General features: G+C 70.2%; 17 protein-coding genes. 7 read left to right on the forward strand and 10 right to left on the reverse strand.

The window, feature by feature from the left end; translation table 11 throughout:
• Window positions 1–32 precede the first annotated feature (32 nt).
• Genes ACFWW9_RS02230 through ACFWW9_RS02240 form a run of 3 tightly spaced genes read right to left on the reverse strand, consistent with a single transcriptional unit; the run spans window position 33 to window position 2,805 of the window.
• Window positions 33–623, reverse strand: a complete 591-nt coding sequence (locus tag ACFWW9_RS02230; RefSeq protein ID WP_390370563.1) for a dihydrofolate reductase family protein — start codon at window positions 621–623, stop codon at window positions 33–35.
• Between the two features lie 14 nt (window positions 624–637).
• A complete protein-coding gene (locus ACFWW9_RS02235) occupies window positions 638–1,927 on the reverse strand; it encodes an FAD-binding oxidoreductase (protein ID WP_390370564.1) in 1,290 nt (429 codons plus the stop codon).
• A gap of 23 nt (window positions 1,928–1,950) precedes the next feature.
• Entirely contained in the window at window positions 1,951–2,805 is an 855-nt protein-coding gene (locus ACFWW9_RS02240) for a helix-turn-helix domain-containing protein (protein ID WP_390370565.1), read from the reverse strand.
• A 147-nt stretch (window positions 2,806–2,952) separates the two neighbouring features.
• Here ACFWW9_RS02240 and ACFWW9_RS02245 point away from each other — a divergent pair, with 147 nt between their 5' ends.
• On the forward strand, window positions 2,953–3,606 hold the full coding sequence (locus ACFWW9_RS02245) for a hypothetical protein (protein ID WP_390370566.1): 654 nt from the start codon (window positions 2,953–2,955) through the stop codon (window positions 3,604–3,606).
• Between the two features lie 54 nt (window positions 3,607–3,660).
• On the opposite strand, the gene ACFWW9_RS02250 is transcribed toward ACFWW9_RS02245, so the two are convergent.
• Entirely contained in the window at window positions 3,661–4,713 is a 1,053-nt protein-coding gene (locus ACFWW9_RS02250; RefSeq protein ID WP_390370567.1) for a hemolysin family protein, read from the reverse strand.
• Window positions 4,710–6,098, reverse strand: a complete 1,389-nt coding sequence (locus ACFWW9_RS02255; RefSeq protein WP_390370568.1) for a hemolysin family protein — start codon at window positions 6,096–6,098, stop codon at window positions 4,710–4,712. The genes ACFWW9_RS02250 and ACFWW9_RS02255 overlap by 4 nt, the downstream gene beginning before the upstream one ends.
• 172 nt (window positions 6,099–6,270) lie before the next feature.
• Here ACFWW9_RS02255 and ACFWW9_RS02260 point away from each other — a divergent pair, with 172 nt between their 5' ends.
• On the forward strand, window positions 6,271–6,669 hold the full coding sequence (locus ACFWW9_RS02260; protein WP_390370569.1) for a MerR family transcriptional regulator: 399 nt from the start codon (window positions 6,271–6,273) through the stop codon (window positions 6,667–6,669).
• A 25-nt stretch (window positions 6,670–6,694) separates the two neighbouring features.
• On the opposite strand, the gene ACFWW9_RS02265 is transcribed toward ACFWW9_RS02260, so the two are convergent.
• The 3 genes from ACFWW9_RS02265 to ACFWW9_RS02275 all read right to left on the reverse strand — a co-directional run bounded on the left by ACFWW9_RS02265 (window position 6,695) and on the right by ACFWW9_RS02275 (window position 9,878).
• The gene (locus ACFWW9_RS02265; RefSeq protein WP_390370570.1) at window positions 6,695–7,030 is read right to left on the reverse strand and encodes a DUF3040 domain-containing protein; all 336 of its coding nucleotides are present in this window, start codon (window positions 7,028–7,030) and stop codon (window positions 6,695–6,697) included.
• Between the two features lie 181 nt (window positions 7,031–7,211).
• Window positions 7,212–8,258 (reverse strand): sporulation protein, encoded by a 1,047-nt coding sequence (locus ACFWW9_RS02270; protein WP_390370571.1) that lies wholly within the window; start codon window positions 8,256–8,258, stop codon window positions 7,212–7,214.
• A gap of 327 nt (window positions 8,259–8,585) precedes the next feature.
• A complete protein-coding gene (locus ACFWW9_RS02275) occupies window positions 8,586–9,878 on the reverse strand; it encodes a hemolysin family protein (protein WP_390370572.1) in 1,293 nt (430 codons plus the stop codon).
• A gap of 187 nt (window positions 9,879–10,065) precedes the next feature.
• Between ACFWW9_RS02275 and ACFWW9_RS02280 the strand changes: the two genes are divergently transcribed.
• Complete coding sequence (locus ACFWW9_RS02280) at window positions 10,066–11,070, forward strand: alpha/beta fold hydrolase (RefSeq protein ID WP_390370573.1); 1,005 nt, start codon at window positions 10,066–10,068, stop codon at window positions 11,068–11,070.
• A 27-nt stretch (window positions 11,071–11,097) separates the two neighbouring features.
• On the opposite strand, the gene ACFWW9_RS02285 is transcribed toward ACFWW9_RS02280, so the two are convergent.
• Window positions 11,098–11,658: a hypothetical protein gene (locus ACFWW9_RS02285; protein WP_390370574.1), complete on the reverse strand. Its 561-nt coding sequence runs from the start codon at window positions 11,656–11,658 to the stop codon at window positions 11,098–11,100.
• A 15-nt stretch (window positions 11,659–11,673) separates the two neighbouring features.
• Window positions 11,674–11,832 (reverse strand): hypothetical protein, encoded by a 159-nt coding sequence (locus tag ACFWW9_RS02290; RefSeq protein WP_390370575.1) that lies wholly within the window; start codon window positions 11,830–11,832, stop codon window positions 11,674–11,676.
• 42 nt (window positions 11,833–11,874) lie between these two features.
• Between ACFWW9_RS02290 and ACFWW9_RS02295 the strand changes: the two genes are divergently transcribed.
• From ACFWW9_RS02295 to ACFWW9_RS02310, 4 genes are all read left to right on the forward strand, one after another.
• Entirely contained in the window at window positions 11,875–12,546 is a 672-nt protein-coding gene (locus ACFWW9_RS02295) for a hypothetical protein (RefSeq protein WP_390370576.1), read from the forward strand.
• A gap of 238 nt (window positions 12,547–12,784) precedes the next feature.
• Window positions 12,785–14,872 (forward strand): dynamin family protein, encoded by a 2,088-nt coding sequence (locus ACFWW9_RS02300; RefSeq protein WP_390370577.1) that lies wholly within the window; start codon window positions 12,785–12,787, stop codon window positions 14,870–14,872.
• Complete coding sequence (locus ACFWW9_RS02305; protein ID WP_390370578.1) at window positions 14,869–15,831, forward strand: diguanylate cyclase regulator RdcB family protein; 963 nt, start codon at window positions 14,869–14,871, stop codon at window positions 15,829–15,831. Before ACFWW9_RS02300 ends, ACFWW9_RS02305 begins: the two co-directional genes overlap by 4 nt.
• A 56-nt stretch (window positions 15,832–15,887) precedes the next feature.
• Window positions 15,888–16,862: a patatin-like phospholipase family protein gene (locus ACFWW9_RS02310; RefSeq protein ID WP_390370579.1), complete on the forward strand. Its 975-nt coding sequence runs from the start codon at window positions 15,888–15,890 to the stop codon at window positions 16,860–16,862.
• Window positions 16,863–16,868 lie beyond the last annotated feature (6 nt).

Below are 16,868 nucleotides of genomic sequence, written 5' to 3' on the forward strand. Positions count from 1 at the left end.
GCCGAGGCCGCCGGTGACCAGGACGGCCCGGCTCATCGGATCACCTCGTAGCGCAGGTGGGTGACGCCGGGCGCGGCGACGACCTCCACGGCGCGGAGAGCGACGTGCGCGGGCAGTTCCCGGAAGAAGCCGCGCCCGGCGCCCAGCAGGACGGGCACCTGGTGCAGCACCAGCTCGTCGACCAGGCCCGCGTTCAGCGCCGCGGTGAGCAGGCCGCCGCCCATCAGCGCCACGTCCCGGTTCCCGGCGATCTTACGCGCCACGGCCACGGCCTCGGTGACGTCGGTGGCGAAGGTCTGCCGGTCGTGGATCGCCGGTGGCGGCCGGTGGCTGAGCACGACCAGCGGGGCGTGCGGGTGAGGAGAGCCCCCGTCGGCCCAGCCCGAGTCGTCGTACGTGGTGCGGCCCGCCACGACCGCGCCGACCCTGCTCGCCTCGGCGTCGAACACCCTGGCGCTCTCGGCGCTGAGCCGGAACCCGTCGAACACCTCGCTGCCGGTGTCGCCGTCGAAGTACCAGTCGAAGAGCAGGCCCGCGTCGCCGAGCCCTCGGCCGGGGCCGGGGGCCCGGCCGGTGATGAAGCCGTCGACCGAGACGGCGTGGGCGCTGAAAACCCGTGTCATGGGTGGTCCTCTCGTCAGACCGATTGCGGGAAGTGGAAGAACCGGTGCGGGTCGTAGGTCTGCTTGACCGCGACCAGACGGGCGTGGTTTTCCGCGTGGTAGGCGGCGGCCCAGTCCGGCAGCGCGGGGTCGGGGAAGTTGGGGTAGACCCGGCCGGATCCGTGGGCGTGCGCCGTCGTCCAGGACTCGTCGACCCACGCGTCGTCCGGCTCTCCGACGTGTTCGAGCAGGAAACGCTGACCGCGGTGGGCGAACGCGGTGGCATCGGCGTCGACGCGGTCGTAGGCGCCGCCCATCGTGGTGAAGCCGAGCTCCCGCCGACTCGGCGGATCGGCCGATCCGGTGAGCAGCGCCGCGAGAACCGGGGTGGGCAGGGGGTCCGTGAAGAACTCCGAACGGATCCGTGACGCCCGAGCGGGTGGGTCGAGGTCGGCGAAGCCCGCCTTCACCTCGTGGAACGGCCGTCCTGCCGTCAGGGTGACCGGCTCGCCCGCGACCACGGCCAAGAGCCGTCGGGTCGTGCCCGCGTCGAGCAGCGACGCGCCGAACAGCGACGCGCGCAGCGGGCGACCCGGCTCGGCGACGACCGTGAGGTTGACGGTGAGCCCGTCCGGGGCTTCCGGAGCCCAGGCCTGCCAGTCCGCGACCAGGGTCGCGATCCGGTCAGGTCCGCCGGAGCGGTGCGCCTCGACCCGGATCGCCACTGGCTCGGCGACCGTGGCGAACCGCAACGCGGTGACGACGCCGAACTGGCCGCCGCCCGCGCCGCGCAGCGCCCAGAACAGGTCCGGGTGGCGGTCCTCGTCGCAGTCCACGACCGAGCCGTCGGCCAGCACCACCTCGGCGCCGATCAGCCGGTCGCAGGTCAGCCCGAACCGACGGCCGAGCAGGCCGATGCCACCGCCGAGGGTGAGCCCGGCGATGCCGACTGTGGGTCCGCACCCGGCGGGCAGGGTTCGCCCGCGGGTGTGCAGCGCCGCGTACACCTGCCCCAACTGTGCGCCCGCGCCGATCACGGCGGTGCCGTCGCCCGCCACCGCGATGTCGTCCAGATCGGCGAGGTCGAGCAGGATCCCGGTCGTCGAGGACCGGCCCGCGAAGCAGTGCCCGCCACCCCGTGGCGCGAGCCGCTCCCCCGTCCGCGCGGCGTACCGCACGGTGCGAACGACGTCGGCGACCGAGCCGCACCGCGCCACCAGCCGGGGCAGCACCCGCTGGTAGGCGGGATTCGCCGGGCGTCGGGCGGTGTCGTAGCCCGGAGTGCCCGGAGCGAGCACCGCCCCGTCGAACCGCTCGTTGATCACGCTCCGACCGTACGAGCCTGCCGTCAGGTCGTCTTGAACGAATCGCGCATCCGCCGGGTGGCCAGGAACGGGCCGTAGGAGGCCGAGTGGTCGTGCCCGCACGCACACCGGTCGACGTCCCCGCCGAGCAGCTGGCCCGGCGTGAGCCCGGTCAACCTCAGGCACTCCCGGCTGAGGTGCGCCTGGTCGGAGTAGCCGACGTCGACCGCGAGCCCAGCCACGCCGTCGACGCCCCGCCTGCCCGACGCGGTGGCCCTGGCCTGGGCCAACGCCAGGAATCCCTGGAAGCGCAGCGTGCGCTGCAACTCCTTCGGACTCAGGCCGACCGCTCGCAGGCAACGCCTGCGGAGCTGGCTGGTCGACAGCGCCAGGTGCTCGGCAAGGCCGTCGATGGCGACCGGTCGCCACGGCATCAGGCCGTCCACGGTCGCCCCCACGAGCGGGTCGGGCCCGCCCGAGCGGCGGAACTCCCGCACCAGGTGGGCCTGCACCACGTGCAGTGCCCGTCCGGGTGCGTCGATGCCCGCCAACACGTCCGCGAGGCGCTGCGCGGTACGCCCCCACAACTCTTCCAGGCTCAGGTGCCGGTCGACCAGTTCGTCGAGGAGGGCACCCAGCGGTGGCGCCGCACCAGGGTGGAAGCGCACTCCGACCAGCGTCGTACCAGCCGGGACCACCTCCACCACCGGCCCGGTCAACGGCCCGACCAGCCGCGGCCACCCGCCCAACGGGAAGTGCAGCTCCACCCCACCGGTGGGCAGGTGCCGCTGCACGTAGTCCACCGCGCCGACGCGCTGGACCCACACCGTGCGCACCACACCGCGCAGTTCGGCCACCGGCGGCAACTCCAGATAGGACTCCGCGGTGATCACCCCCATCTCCGGTTTCACCCTGCGCCCCAACGCTACCTCGGACTTTCGGGGATCGGCCCCCTCCGCAGTGGACGGACAGGTCGGCACGTCCAACGCCTCGAATCCGGTGTGGTACCAAGTTCCTTCGATCGGACGACGGAGAGGGACCAGGTCGTGTCGGACAGCTTCATGGTGGCGGCTCGCATTCCCCTGTCGCGGGAAGGGTTCGAGGCGTGGCTGAGGACCCCGGTGGAGAACCTGGGCGTGATCTCGAACCCGGAGGCGATGTTCGACGGCTGGTTGTGGAACGACCGCCGCGCGGACACCGAGTGGGACTCGGTCGAGACGGGGACGACACCCGCGGCCTACTTCGCCGAGCGGGTCGACGCCTCGTGCGAGGGCGACGAGGAGTGCGGCGTTCTCCGGTACCACGACGGGGCGCTGGAGGCCTACCTCCTGCACTTCGGCTATTCCGAGCGGAGCGTGCACACGGCGCTGCTGATGCTGGCCGCGGCGGGCGCGGTCAAGTCCGAGCCGACCGAGGACACCGTGCTGTTCTGGGCCGAGACCGGCGCCAACCTCTGGCCCGCGGACGCGTCCGGCTGGCTGGCGGTCCTCTCCGTGAGCCGGGACGGGGCGCGGTTCGTGCGGTCGCGGGACCTGACCTCGACGGTGGCAGGCCTGCGACCGGTCGAGAGCCGGTTCTTCGACCTGGTCGAGCGGCTGAGCGAGGAGTCGGAGGAGTGGGACTGGGACTCGGGCGAGGACTTCCGGACCGAAACGCCCCGAGACCCCGCCTTCACCGATCCCGCGATGCTCAACCCGTAGTCGCGGCAGCTGTGGGCCGTCCGCGGAAACGGACGGCCCACAGCGTGCGATCTGTCAGGTCTTGACGGCGCGCTCGCGGTCGGTCTCGTCGTCGAACTCGCCGATGAGCTGCTCCAGCAGGTCCTCCAAGGCCGCGATGCCGACCACGGCGCCGTCCGCTTCGGCGACCAGCGCCAACTGCGACCGCGCGTCGCGCATCGCGGTGACCGCTCGGGCGACCGGAAGGTCGGCCGCCAGCGTCAGCGGAACGGTCATCATCGTCGACGCCGTCGGATCCCCGCCCGCCGCGGTGGCGCGCACGACCTCCCGGATGTGCAGCAGGCCCACGAACCCACCGCCCAGGTCCAAGACGGGGAAACGGGAGCGGCCGGTGTCACGGCTCAGCTTCTCGACCGCGCGGGCGGTCGTGTGCTCGGTGACGGTGACCGTGCGGTCCCTCGGGATCATGACCTCGGCCAGGGTGGTGTTCTGCAGGTGCAGCATCCTGGTGAGAAGCCGTTGCTGGCCCTCGGGGATCGTCCCGTGCTCGCCGGACTGGCGCAGCAGCATGAGCAGGTCGTCGGGCCGGTGGGTCTGGGCCAACTCGTCCTGCGGTTGCACCTTGAGCAACCGCAGCAGCGCGTTGGACACGCCGTTGAGCGCGGACAGCAGCCAGCGCACGCCGCGCGCGAAGCCGCGGAACGGCAGCGCCAGCAGCAGCGCCGAGCGCTCCGGGTGGCTGATGGCCCACGACTTCGGGGCCATCTCGCCGACCACCATGTGCAGGAACACCACCAGCACCAGGCTCAGCGCGAAAGCGATCCCGTGCGCCACGGCCGCGGGCAGCCCGGTCAGCAGGAACAGCGGGTCCAGCAGCGTGGCGACGGCGGGCTCGGCCAACGCGCCCAAACCCAAGGTGCACAACGTGATGCCCAGCTGAGCGCCCGCCAGCATGAGGGAGAGCTCCCGCACGCCCGCGACGGCGGCGCGAGCGGCACGGCTGCCCTGAGCGGCTTCCTGCTCCAGCCGGTGCCGCTTGGCGGAGATCAGCGCGAACTCCGCGGCGACGAAGAACGCGTTGCCCACCAACAGGACCAGGGAAATCGACAGCGACAACCCGACGCTCATCGGCCCAGCACCTCGTCGCGCTCCAGTTCTCGGTCGTCCTCCGCGGAGGGTTCGGGTCGGTCGTTCAGCAGGACCGTGCTGGGCACGTTCCTGGCGACCGCCGCGACCCGCACCAGCACGTGGCGCGGCGGCGGTGGCTCGTCGTCGAGCGAGGGCACGGGGACGACGACCTCGACCTCGTCGCCCACGCGGGCGGTGCGGCCGAGTCGGCTCAGCACCAGGCCGGAGACCGTGTCGTAGCCGGTGTCGGTCGGCAGGGCGATGCCGGTGGCGTCCTCGATCTCGTCGATGCGCAGCCTGCCGGGCACCACCCACGACCCGTCCGGGCGGTGTTCGACGGCGTCGGGGATCAGGTCGTCCTCGTCGTGGATCTCCCCGACCAGTTCTTCCGCCAGGTCCTCCAGGGACACGACCCCGGCGAACCCGCCGAACTCGTCGACCACGCACGCGGTCTGCCGGTGTTCGGCGCGCAGGCGTTCCAGCACCGCGGGCAGCGGCAACGTCGTGGGGACCAGCACCGCGGGCGACGCGATCTTCCCGATCAGCGTGGTCGCGCGCAGTTCGGGCTCGACGGTCAGGACCTCGGCCAGGCCGACCATCCCGATCACGTCGTCGAGGTCCTCCCCCACCACGGGGAAGCGGGAGTGCCCGGTGTCCAGCAGTTCCACGATCCGCGCCACGGGTTCGTCCGCGCTCACGGTGTGCACGGCGACCCGCGGCGTCATCGCCTGCTCGGCCACCAGGCCGCGGAAGTCGAGGCCCCGGTCGAGCAATCGGGACAGCTCGGGGTCGAGGTGGCCCTGCGCGCCCGCCTCGTCGATGATCTGGTGCAGGTCCTCCGGGGTCGCGCCCTGCGGCAGTTCCTCCACCGGCTCGATGCCGACCGAGCGCAGCAGCTTGGTGGCGGCGGCGTCGAAGAACCGGATGATCGGCCCGGCTACGGCGAGGTAGACCAGGGTCGACGAGCTGAGCGCCTTGGCCAGCGTCTCGGGCTTGGCGATGGCGAGGTTCTTGGGCACGAGCTCGCCCAGCACCATCTGGACCACGGTGGCGAACACCAGCGCGACCGCGACCGACAGCGACAGCCTCGCGGCCTCGGACAGGCCGGTGAAGCCGAGCACGCTCGCGAGGCCGGAGCCGAGCAGGGGTTCGGCGACGAAGCCGACCAGCAGCGCGGTGACCGTGATGCCGAACTGGGCGCCGGAGAGCATGAACGACAGGCGCTGGGTCACGCGATACGCGCGCTCCGCGCCCTTGTCGCCCGCCTCGGCCATCTGCCGCAGGCGACCGCGGTCCACCGCCATGTAGGCGAACTCCTGGGCCACGAAGTACCCGGTCGCGGCGGTCAGGGCCAGGATCGCCAGCAGGCCCCAGAGAATCAACATGCCGCTGCTCCGGACAGGAGGGCGGCACGGGCACTCGACACGCTGATCAGCCGGGCGCGGCCCGGCTGACTACTGCACCCCTCGGGGTCGTCGCTGGTAGGCATGTTCTCGACACTAGCACGCGGCACTGTATGGTTCAGGTGGATCACCGGCGACCCGAGGAGGGACCCGCATGAGCGACGCGCTGATCAAGATCGGCGAACTCGCGGCCCGTTCCGGGGTCAGCATCCGCACGGTCGACTACTACACCGGCCTCGGCCTGCTCAGCCCGGCGAAGCGCACCGCGTCCAACTACCGCCTCTACGACCCCGCCGACGCCGACCGGATCGGCGTGATCCAACGGCTGGAGACGCAGGGCGTGAGCCTGGACGAGATCTCCCGCGCGCTGGGGTCCCAGCCCGCCGACGTGGCCGACCTGCTGGCGCGGATCACCTCGGACCTGACCGTCCTCCAAGCGGCGATCGACGCGGCCGGGCCGGAAGCCCACGGCCTGCTCGCCGCCATCGCGGGCCGCGTGCACTCGCTGATCACCATCGCGTTGCAGGTCCCGCCGGACCTGCCGCTCGTGTGAGCTTCTCGACCCGACGGCGGCTTCGTCACCGCACCGGCGATTGACCCCGTGGCGCGGCCACGACCACGTTCTTCACCCGGTAGTCCCGGTACGCCCGCCATCCGACCAGCACGGGCAGGCCCGCGGTGACCACGGCACCGAAAACGACCAGAACGATGGACGAAAGCCACACTCCGGCGACGATCGTGCTCAAGCCGATGACGTACGTGGCGAGCAGCACGAGGACGTCCCTGAGGAGCCGGACCATCCGCGGGGCCTCGGAGTCGAGGCGCCTCATCTTCGCGGCGAACTTGGGATCACCGTCGACGAGTCCCTGCTCAATGGCCTCGAACTGCCGTCTTTCCCGGTCTCCCAGCTCCACGATTCGCCGACCTCTCCCGTCGCACCACACGGGTCCCGCTCTGACTACCAGCCAGTATTGCCCAGGATTCGGCGATCTGCCACGACGGCGACCCGATTCGGTGTGGCCGGACCGGCTCACGGGTCCGGCCACACGCGCTGTCAGCGAACGGATCCCCGACGCGCTCCCGCTCGCCCGCGGGTCATTCCTCGCCCGCGAAGTCCTCGCCCTCGAACGCGTCGCCGACCTCGTCGAAGACCTCACCCAGGATCATGCCGCCCACGACACCGGCCGCCACGCCACCGACGACCGCGCCCATGCCGGGCCCGCGACGCTGCTCGTGGCCGTAACCGTGCTGCCCGTGCCCCTGCTGACCGTAACCGGGCTGGCCGTAGCCCTGCTGGCCGTAACCCTGCTGGCCGTGGCCGCCACCGAACGCCGAGTGGGGCTGGGCGTGGCCGCCGAAGGCGGAGTGACCGCCGCGCTCGGCGACCTGCGACAGCCACTGACCGATCGCGGACGCCCAGTCAGTGCTCATCGCCTCCTGGTGGGACATGGCGAAGCGGCCGAACGAGTCGCCGCCAGAGCCGAACATCCCGCCGCGCCGGTCGGCTTCGAGCACGACGACCAGCTCGTGCGGGTTGGCGACGAAGGTCAGCTCGACCTGGCTGATCCGCCCGGCGAACTGCGAGGGCGGGAAGAACTCGATCTCCTGGTAGAAACCCAGCTCCTGGTGGACGCCGTGGATCCGCCCGGCCTCGACGTCGGCGCTGCGGAACTGGAAGCCCAGTGCCCCGAAGGCGTCGAGCACGCGGTCCTGCGACGGCATCGGCGAGACCGCGATCGGGTCGAGGTCACCCTTGTCGGGAGCGCCGGAGAGGACGAGTTCGGTGCGGACACCGACGGTCATCCCGTGCAGGTTCATGCCGCCGACCGTGGTGATGGGGGTCTCCCACGGGATGACCAGCTGGAACGGGACCGACATCGGCTGACCGGCGGTGACCCGTACGCCTTGGGCGACGGAGACGCGGTGGAACTCACCCGTGGCCGCGTGCTCGTGACCGCCGCCCTCGATCTCGACGCGGGTGACCAGCGACAACACGACCTGGTCGATCGTGACGTCCGAGCTGCCACCCTGGATGCGCACCTGGCCGGTGATCGCCTGGCCGGGAACGGCGTGCGGGGAGTCCAGGACGGTGTCGACGGACGGGCCACCGACACCGAAAGCGCTCAGCATCCGCTTGAACATGGAGTTCTTCCTCCGGGAGGGGACTTGAGTGGGGTAACGGAACCCAGGCGGGTGCCGAGTGGAAGTGGTGGGGCCGAAGCCGCGTTTCCACGGCGGCGACCCGCGAGCCGATCACCACGGCCGACGATTCGAGGTCAGCCGGAATCGCTTGCGCCGCAAAGGGTTTCCCAGGGCACGAAGCGCCGGAATCGGTCGAATCAGACACAAGCCAGACACTAGCACGTAGCGCTGTACGGTTGTCGAGGAAGATCACCCCTTCGCCGACGCGAAGTCGTCGCCGCGAGTGTCCTTTGTGGACTCCAATGGCTTCGTACCGGGAGAAGTCCCTCAGGACGCGTCCGCCTCCGACGGCCTGTCGACCTTGCGCAGCCTCACCGACGTGATCGCGTGCCGCTCCACGCCGAGCACCTCGACGCTCCAGCCCGACACCTCGATCCGGTCCCCCGGCCGCTCCGGAATGCGCCCCAGCACCACCAGGACGAGCCCCGCGATCGTCGTGTAGTCGCCCTCCGGAGCGTCGACCAGCTCGACACCGATGTCGTCCAGGTCGTGGATCGGGAACGTCCCGGTCAGCACCATCGCCCCGTCCGCGTCGGTGCGCACGGCCATCACGTCGCGGTCGGTCTCGTCGTAGATCTCGCCGACCACCTCCTCCAGGAGGTCTTCCAGCGTCACGATGCCGTCGACCGCGCCGTGCTCGTCCACGACGAGCGCGAGCTGCTCGTGCTCGGCCTTGAACCGCCGCAGCGCGTCGGCGACCCGGAGCGAGTCCGGCAGCACCATCGCCTCGCGCGCCACGTCCACGAGCACGGTGTCGTCCACCAGCAGGTCGCGCAGGTGAACGACACCGACCACGTCGTCCAGGTGCCCGTCGCGCGCGACGGGTGCGCGCGAGTGCCCGGAACCGGCCAACGCGGTGCGCGCGTCCGCCACGCTCAGGTCCGAGTCCAGGGTGAAGACGGCGCGGCGCGACACCAGGACCTCCCGCAGGCGGCGCTCGTGGATCTCCAGCGCGCCGCTGATGATCGTGCGCTGCTCCGCGTTGAGCCCTCGCTGGCTCTCGACCAGCTCCCGCAACTCCTCCGGGCTCATGTCCTCGTTGTCGGCGTCGGGGTTGCCGCCGAACACCCGGACGACCATGTTGGTGGCGGTGCTCAGCGTCCACACCACCGGCCGCGAGATCGTCGACAGGAAGTCCAGCGGCCGCACGACCAGCAGCGCCCACCGCAGGGAGTACTGCATCGCCAGGCGCTTGGGCGCCAACTCGCCGAACACCAGGGTCAGGAACGTCAACACCATCGTCACCAGCGCGACGGCGACGGCGTCCGCCGCCCCGCCGAGAAATCCCAGCAAGGGCACCACGGGCTTCGCCAGCGACACCGCCGCGGTCGCCGAGGCCAGGAACCCGGCCAAGGTGATACCGATCTGGATGGTCGCCAAGAACCTGTTCGGGTCGCGCGCCAACCGCACCAACGTGCGCGCACTCCGACCACCGTCGCGCTCCAAACCGCGGAGCTGCCCTTCGCGCAGCGAGATCAACGCCATCTCGCTGCCCGCGAACATCGCATTGATCAACACCAGCACCCCGACCAACGCGATGTCGAAGCCGTACTCGCCCACGTGATCCCCACCCCGACTCCGAAATGTCCGTCTCGGTGATTGGACCGCACGAGACGATCTTCACCGACACCGACCCCGTGTCCACGTCGACGCCGCGCGATGGTCTCCCCCGCGTCTTGCCGATCGGCAACAGGAATTGCCGGTCGTTCTCGTCCGGCAACAGACTCCGCCCCGGAGGTGAGGCCTGATGTCCAGGCAGATGACACGACCCCGCGGGTGGGTCGTAGCGGTGGCGGTCCTGCTGGGTGCGCTGGGGTGCACGACGAGCCCCGCGCCACCCGACGGCACGGCATCGTTCGACTCGGCGACCCGCGCGGACACCGAGTTCAACCGCCGGTTCACGCACGAGTTCGCCGACGTCGACGGCGTGCGGATGCACTACGTCAAGGGCGGAACGGGCAAGCCGCTCGTCCTGCTGCACGGCTGGCCGCAGTCCTGGTACGAGTGGCGCGGCATCATGCCGCAACTGGCCGAGCAGTACACGGTGTACGCGCTCGACCTGCCGGGGCTCGGCGACAGCACCGGATCGCCGAGCGGCTACGACAAGCGCACCCTCGCCCGCTACGTCCACGGCCTCCTCGTCGACCAGCTTGGGCTGACCGACATCCGACTCGTGGCACACGACCTCGGCGCCGGGGTGGGGGTGCAGTACGCCTCCCAGTTCCCCGGCGAGGTCGCCCGCTACGCGCACCTGGACTACCCGGTGCCCGGCCCCGCGCTGAGCGCCGCCACCTATCGGACGTTCAGCTGGCACCTGGCTTTCCACAGCCAGAAGGACGTGCCGGAGGCGCTGGTCGACGACGACGTGCGGGAGTACCTGGCACTGTTCTACCCGCGGGTGGCCTACGGTGGCCTCGCCTACGGCGGCGCAGGGGCGCCGCCGCCGTTCACCGACAAGCAGATCGACGAGTTCACCAGGACCTACCAGCGCCCCCAAGTGCTCAAGGGCGGCTTCGAGCTCTACCGCACCCTGGACCAGGACGAGCAGGACAACATCACGGCCCGACCCACCGACGTCCCGACAATGCTCATGACGGCCGAAGGCACCCTGACCTCCACCCGCCCAACCCTAGAACCGCTGGCCACGAACATCCAACGCGCCATCGAGGTCCCCCACTCCGGACACTGGCTACCCGAGGAAAACCCGAACTTCGTGACCACCGAACTCCTCGCGTTCCTCGCGGGGTCGTAGCAACGATCGGAGCGGACGTCCGTCTGGTCAGCACTGGTCGGGATCAGGTCCCTTGCGCACGACGGTGATCTTGCCCTCCCGCGTCACGTCCCGCTCGGCGAGTTCGGCGGCCGTGAACGGCCTGGGCTCGGCGGCTTGGCGCAGCTCGTCCAGGAACTCGGTGGGGGCACTCAGCACGACGACGTCATAGCGGGTGCCAGCGCGGTCGGAGCGGCCGCCCACGGCGAGCGGGATGCCGGTCGTCGTGCCGTCGAGCACGCGGGAGAGGTACACCACGTTGAGGAAGGGCGCGTACACGCCGACAACGAGACCGCGCCACGGAGCGGCCCGCCCCTGGACGGTGACCGACACGCACCGGTCCACCTGCGCGTCGTGAACCGGGGTCAGGATGCTCACCGGGATCGGACGCGAGTACTGGAAGATCCCGACCAGGAGTACCGCCAGCGGTAACGCTCCCCAGAGCAGGGGTTTCAGCGCGGGTCTGGAGAAGATGTGGATGTCGCCGTGCACATCACGGGCCTGCAAGGACGTGCCGGACGGGTTGATGACGGAGTTCGACGTCCCGTAAGGATCTTGATCGTTCGCCATCGGGTCATTCTGCCGTCACCGCACCGAGTCGGCGTCGAAGATCCGCTCCGGGTCGGGAAGGTGTTCAGACCGAGGCGGACCACACGGCCATCGGCGCTTCCCGACGAACTCCGTGGCGCGGGCGCCGTTGCCGCGGTGGACCGTGCCGCTGGTCGCGTTGCTGTTGCTGGACACGGCTGTGGTGGTGTCGGCGCTGTTGTGGCGGTGGGTGGACGCTTGACGTTCTTCGACGAGGACAAGAAGTCCACTGCGCACCTGGACGGGTTGAAGCTGGCGGCCCCGACCACGGTTGGCGGCGGCCTGTTCGCGCTCTACCTCGCCGCGCGACGTCAGCGCACTCAGGAGTTGGAGCTGGCGCGGCGGGTGACCGAGTTGTTCGCCAAGTACACGCTAGAGCGGTTGGCGCAGGACAACGCCGACCAGCGGTCAACTGTGGTGCGGGTGCTCTGCGCCTACTTGAGGATGCCGTTCGAGATGCCCGACGAACCGGCACAGCCAGTGGTCGGACCGGAGTACGAGGCGGCCATCGTCGTGCACCACGAGCGAGTCAAGGAACGCGAGGTCCGTATCGCCGCCCAACGCGTCTTGCGCGATCACCTAGAAGCAGGTGATTCCCCCCGAGCCGCAGCCACTTTCTGGCCGACCATCGACCTCGACCTCAAGACCCACCCCGATCCTTCCGCTTTCCAAGGTGAGTTCGAGGCTGCGACCGGCTGTTGCGGCACCCGCCAGCAGTCGCACCGAGCCCAGCCACAACGGGACGTCGGCGCGCAGGTGACCGTCACGCACCCCACCTCTCGTGCTCCGGGAACGCGGCGCGCAGAGCGTTGTCTCCGGCGAGACAGAGGACACTCGTTGATCGCAGCTCGCCGAATCCTGGTCAGATAAAGGACAGTCGACCTGTCGAACGTCTCCGCGATTGCCGCACTCATCACTCGCCCGTCCTCAGTTGAAGTGCAGGTGAGGCGAGTGGCTCGGAGCGAGGCAAGCAGCAGTTCGAGCGTCGACCGCGCAGCACGGGCGAACGTCGTCATGGCGCTGGAAGAGTGTTTGCCCGTAACGACTTCACCCTTCCAGCGAATGTAGGGATGAACTTTCCGTGCGGCGGATGGGGATTCCCGTGACCATGACCGATCCCGACCTGGTCGAGCACCTTCGCGCCGACGTGCGGGAGCTGCTCCGCGAAGTGTCGGACACCTTCGCCGGCACGGAGCACGCGCATCTGCGGGATGCCGTCCAGGCGGACATCGCCGCGTTGGGGAAGGCCGAGCTGGTCATACCGGTCGTGGCGCCGACGAACGCGGGCAAGTCGACCATCCTCAACGCGGTGGTCGGCGCGGAGGTGCTGCCCAGTCGTGCCGGGGCGATGACCACGGTGCCGACTCGGATCGTGCTCGATCCGGCGATCGCCACCACCGCGCTGCACCTGGACTCGAGCGACGTCGCCGAGTTGGAGCGGATCACCGGGCTCGTGGCTGTCGGGGATGGTGACGCGGTGACCCGGTATCCGCACCTCTCGGACCTCTTCGAGAGGATCCGGGCGGCGACCTTGGAGCCGTGGCGGGCGGAGTACCGCGGCATCGAGATCGTGCGGTCCGCGCTGACCAGGATCAACGACGTCGTCCGGCTCGGCGAACTGGTCGACGCGGGCACCGTGACAGGGCGGCGGCTGATCCCGTCCGTGCACGTGCCGTACGCGAGCGGGAACACCGCGGGTCGGGTGGTGCTGGTCGACACGCCGGGCACGGACGAGTTCGGGTTGGCGACCCTGCTGGGTGAAGTCGTGGTACGCCAACTGGAACAAGCGCATTTGGTCGTCGTGGTGCTGGACTACACGTCGATGAACCGCACCGCCGACGCCGACCTGCACGCCTTGGTGGAGCCCATCGTCGGGAACATGGGCGCGCACAAGCTGTTCGGCGTGGTCAACAAGGTCGACGAGCGGCGAAGCCCCCAGGACATGGACGCCGAGCAGGTGGACGCGTTCGCACGCAACCACCTGGGCATCACCGCCGAGGGCCGAGTGGTGGAGACGACCGCGCGACGGGCTCTGCTGGCTTCCAGGTTCCTTCGTCGGGTCGAGGAGGGGCCGGTCGACCTGTCCACCGACCAGACCGTGCGCGACCTGGCCGTCGAGTTGTACCCGGTGGACCACGAACTGCAGTTGACGCTGCTGACCGCGGAGCACCTGGTGCTCACCGCGCAGCGCATGTGGGCCGACAGCGGAATCCCGCGCATGCTGGAACTGGTCGTCGACACCGCTCGGACAACGCTGCTCACCACGCTGATGGACGGTGCGCTGAACCGGGCGGACGGATGGTTGGCCGCGTACGGCGAGCAGGTGCGGATCAGCACGGCCGAAGCGCTCGCCGCCGCGGAGGTCCTCGACGAGCAGCTCGGTCCGATCGAGGCCGACATGACCGCGATAGTCTCCGTGTACGAGGTGGGCAAGACGGAGAACAAGCGTCGGACGAAGCGGGACGCCGCCCGTGCGGCGGCGGCCAATCAGGCGATCGAAGCTCTGCAAAGCCGGTCGCAGGCACTGATAGACGGTGTCCGCGGCAACGAGAAGGGCTTCAAGTCCAAGCGCAAGGCCAGGGAATTCGTCGCCGAGACCATCGAGTTGCCCAGACGACGACTGCAGCAGATCCTCGACGAGAACCAGGCCCTTCTCCTCGACATCGCCCACAGCGCCCTGTCGACCGTCCACGAGGACGGACCGGCAGAGGACCTGGTGGCACGGGCCGCCGCTCACCTGGACGTCGCGATCCCGATTCCCCCCACCGCGGCGGGTCTGCCCACCATCAGCCGTGTGGACCTCGGCCACATCAAGATCAAGTGGGCCTGGGACGAGTACCAGAAGGAGAAGGTCGACGAGTACGGGTTCACCGAGACGGTCACCCGGTACAAGTCCGACCTGTCGGAAGCCCGCGCCGGACTGCGTTTGGCGCTGACGGAGGCGGTCGGCCAACTGACCCGGGAGATGGAGGTGACGTACGCGGCGATTCGCGAAAGGATCGACGCCTACCAGACCTCCGTGAACAAGGTCGTGATCGACTACGCCGAGGTGCTCACCGCCGAACACGGCAGGCTGCAGGCTCAGGCCGAGGACAAGCGTGCTCGGCTGGTCAACGGAGGGCGTGAGGTCGAGCAGCGGGTGACGGACTTGCGAACCCGCCTGTCCGGCTACCTCGAGCACCTGAGTGCCCGGTGAGCACCGAACTGGACCCCTACTCCGCCCAGGCGCGCACGCTCACCGCCGATGTGCCGCTGCTGTCGGACCGGGTTCTCGTCGAGGTCGCCAACCGCATCGGGGTCGTCCACGACCTGACCCGTCACCGCGCGGCCGAGACCGGCGCGAGTCGGGTGTTCAGCGCTCTGGTCGGCGCCGACCGGGACCGGCAGTTGCGGTCGATCGGCGCTCTGACGACCAACCAGGAGGACCTGCTCTCCTGGATCGTCCAGGTCGCCAACGCGACATCGGTGACCGCCTACGGGCTGGAACGGGTGGCACGGCACGTGAAGCAGGTGCGCGACCTGGCCCAGGCCGCCTACGACGGAGTTCGGCAGACCGACGCCGAACTGCGCCACTTGGCCACCGTCGTCTCGGAGTTCGCCGCCGCCTGCGAACGGCGGTTGCGGGCGACCGAGAACCGGGTGGCCCGCCTGGAACGCGCGGTCGACGCCGCGGACGCCTTCGAGCGAACCCTGGGTCGGTGGAGCACAGGCCTGACCTATCGACGGCTGCCGTGGTTGTGCCAGGTCGTCCTGATCGCGCGGGAGGTCCTCGCCGGGCCGTACGGGCGTGCGCATCGGGTGGACGGGCCGCGTGACCGGTCCGCGATGATCGCGCGGCTGGTGGGCGGGCGCCCGGCCGGTCTAGCGGGAACGCACACCTACCTGGACGAGATGGTCGCCGCGGTCGACTCGAAGAACGCCGCGGAAGTCACGACGTGGTTGCTCGAGCCGGAACTGCGGATCGGGCCGATGACCGAAGCGGTGGTGCTGGCGTTGGAGTTGGCCGCGTTGCCGTCACCCGCGCGCTTGGCGGAACCCGGCCGGACCGCGCTGAGCTTGGTGCGGAGTCGACGGGGTCGGCCTTCGCACTCGGCCACGGCCGTGGATGTCGCGACCTGGTTGGTCGACGAGCAGTTCGCCGCGGCCCTGCCATGAACGATGACCTGACGAGGTTCGCGCACGAGGCGTCCGCCATCGCCAACCGTCCACCGTTGCTCGCGGCGCCGACGCCCGAAGAGCTTCCGGATCCTCCACAGGACGGTCCGCTGCCGCCGATGGGATTGGTGCTGGCGGGAGGAGGATCGAAAGGCGGCTACCAGGTCGGTGTGGTGGAGTGCCTTGCTGATGCGGGCATCGCCGTGACCTCGCTGTCGGGTACGAGCATCGGCGCGCTCAACGCCGCGGTACTCGCCTCGCACGACGACCTGCGATCGGGAGCCCGTGCGCTCGCGACAGCGTGGCAGGAGGTCATGACGGCCACCACGCCGTTCGTCGAGGAAACCGGGGTGCGGAGACCGGCGAACGCGGCGGACCTCCAGCGGGTGCAGTCGATCCTGGCAGGGATGCGGAGTCCGGTCGTGAAGCCGGGATTCCTGGCCGACCTTGTGGCGCGCCACGTCGGGCGCGCGCGGAAGCCGGCATGGGTAGCAGCGTTTCCAACACTCCATCCACCGATGACGTCAGAACCCGCGGCGTGGGTGCTGGACTGGGTGCGAGCGAAGGCGGGCACTCGATGCCATTGGTTGCCGCTGCACGACCGAAAGGCCATCGAGGTGCGAACCGCGGTGCTGGCGAGCGCGGCGCTCCCGGTCGTGTTCACCCCCGTGCACCATGACGGCCACGCCTATCGAGATGGCGGGTACGCCGACAACACACCGGTCGGGCCGCTGCTAGAGCACACCGACGCCAACCCGATCATGGTGGTGCACCTGGCCACGGGCCTGCGCTGGGACCACGGCTCCGACCGCCACGTGGTGGAGATCCGCCCGACCACTCCCCTGACCCCGGCAGGCAAGACCATCGCGGGTCTACTGGACTTCACCCCTCGCCGCTACGAGGCGCTGCGCTCCCAGGGCTACTCCGACACCGCCGAGACGCTGCGCCGCTGGCTGGGCCCCACCCTCGCGGCCACCCGCCTCAGGACCACGACTCTCCGCGCCGCTCGCGCCGTGGCCGACCTCGACTAGGCCGGG

It is taken from the genome of Umezawaea sp. NPDC059074 (assembly GCF_042738955.1).
Classification (GTDB): domain Bacteria; phylum Actinomycetota; class Actinomycetes; order Mycobacteriales; family Pseudonocardiaceae; genus Umezawaea.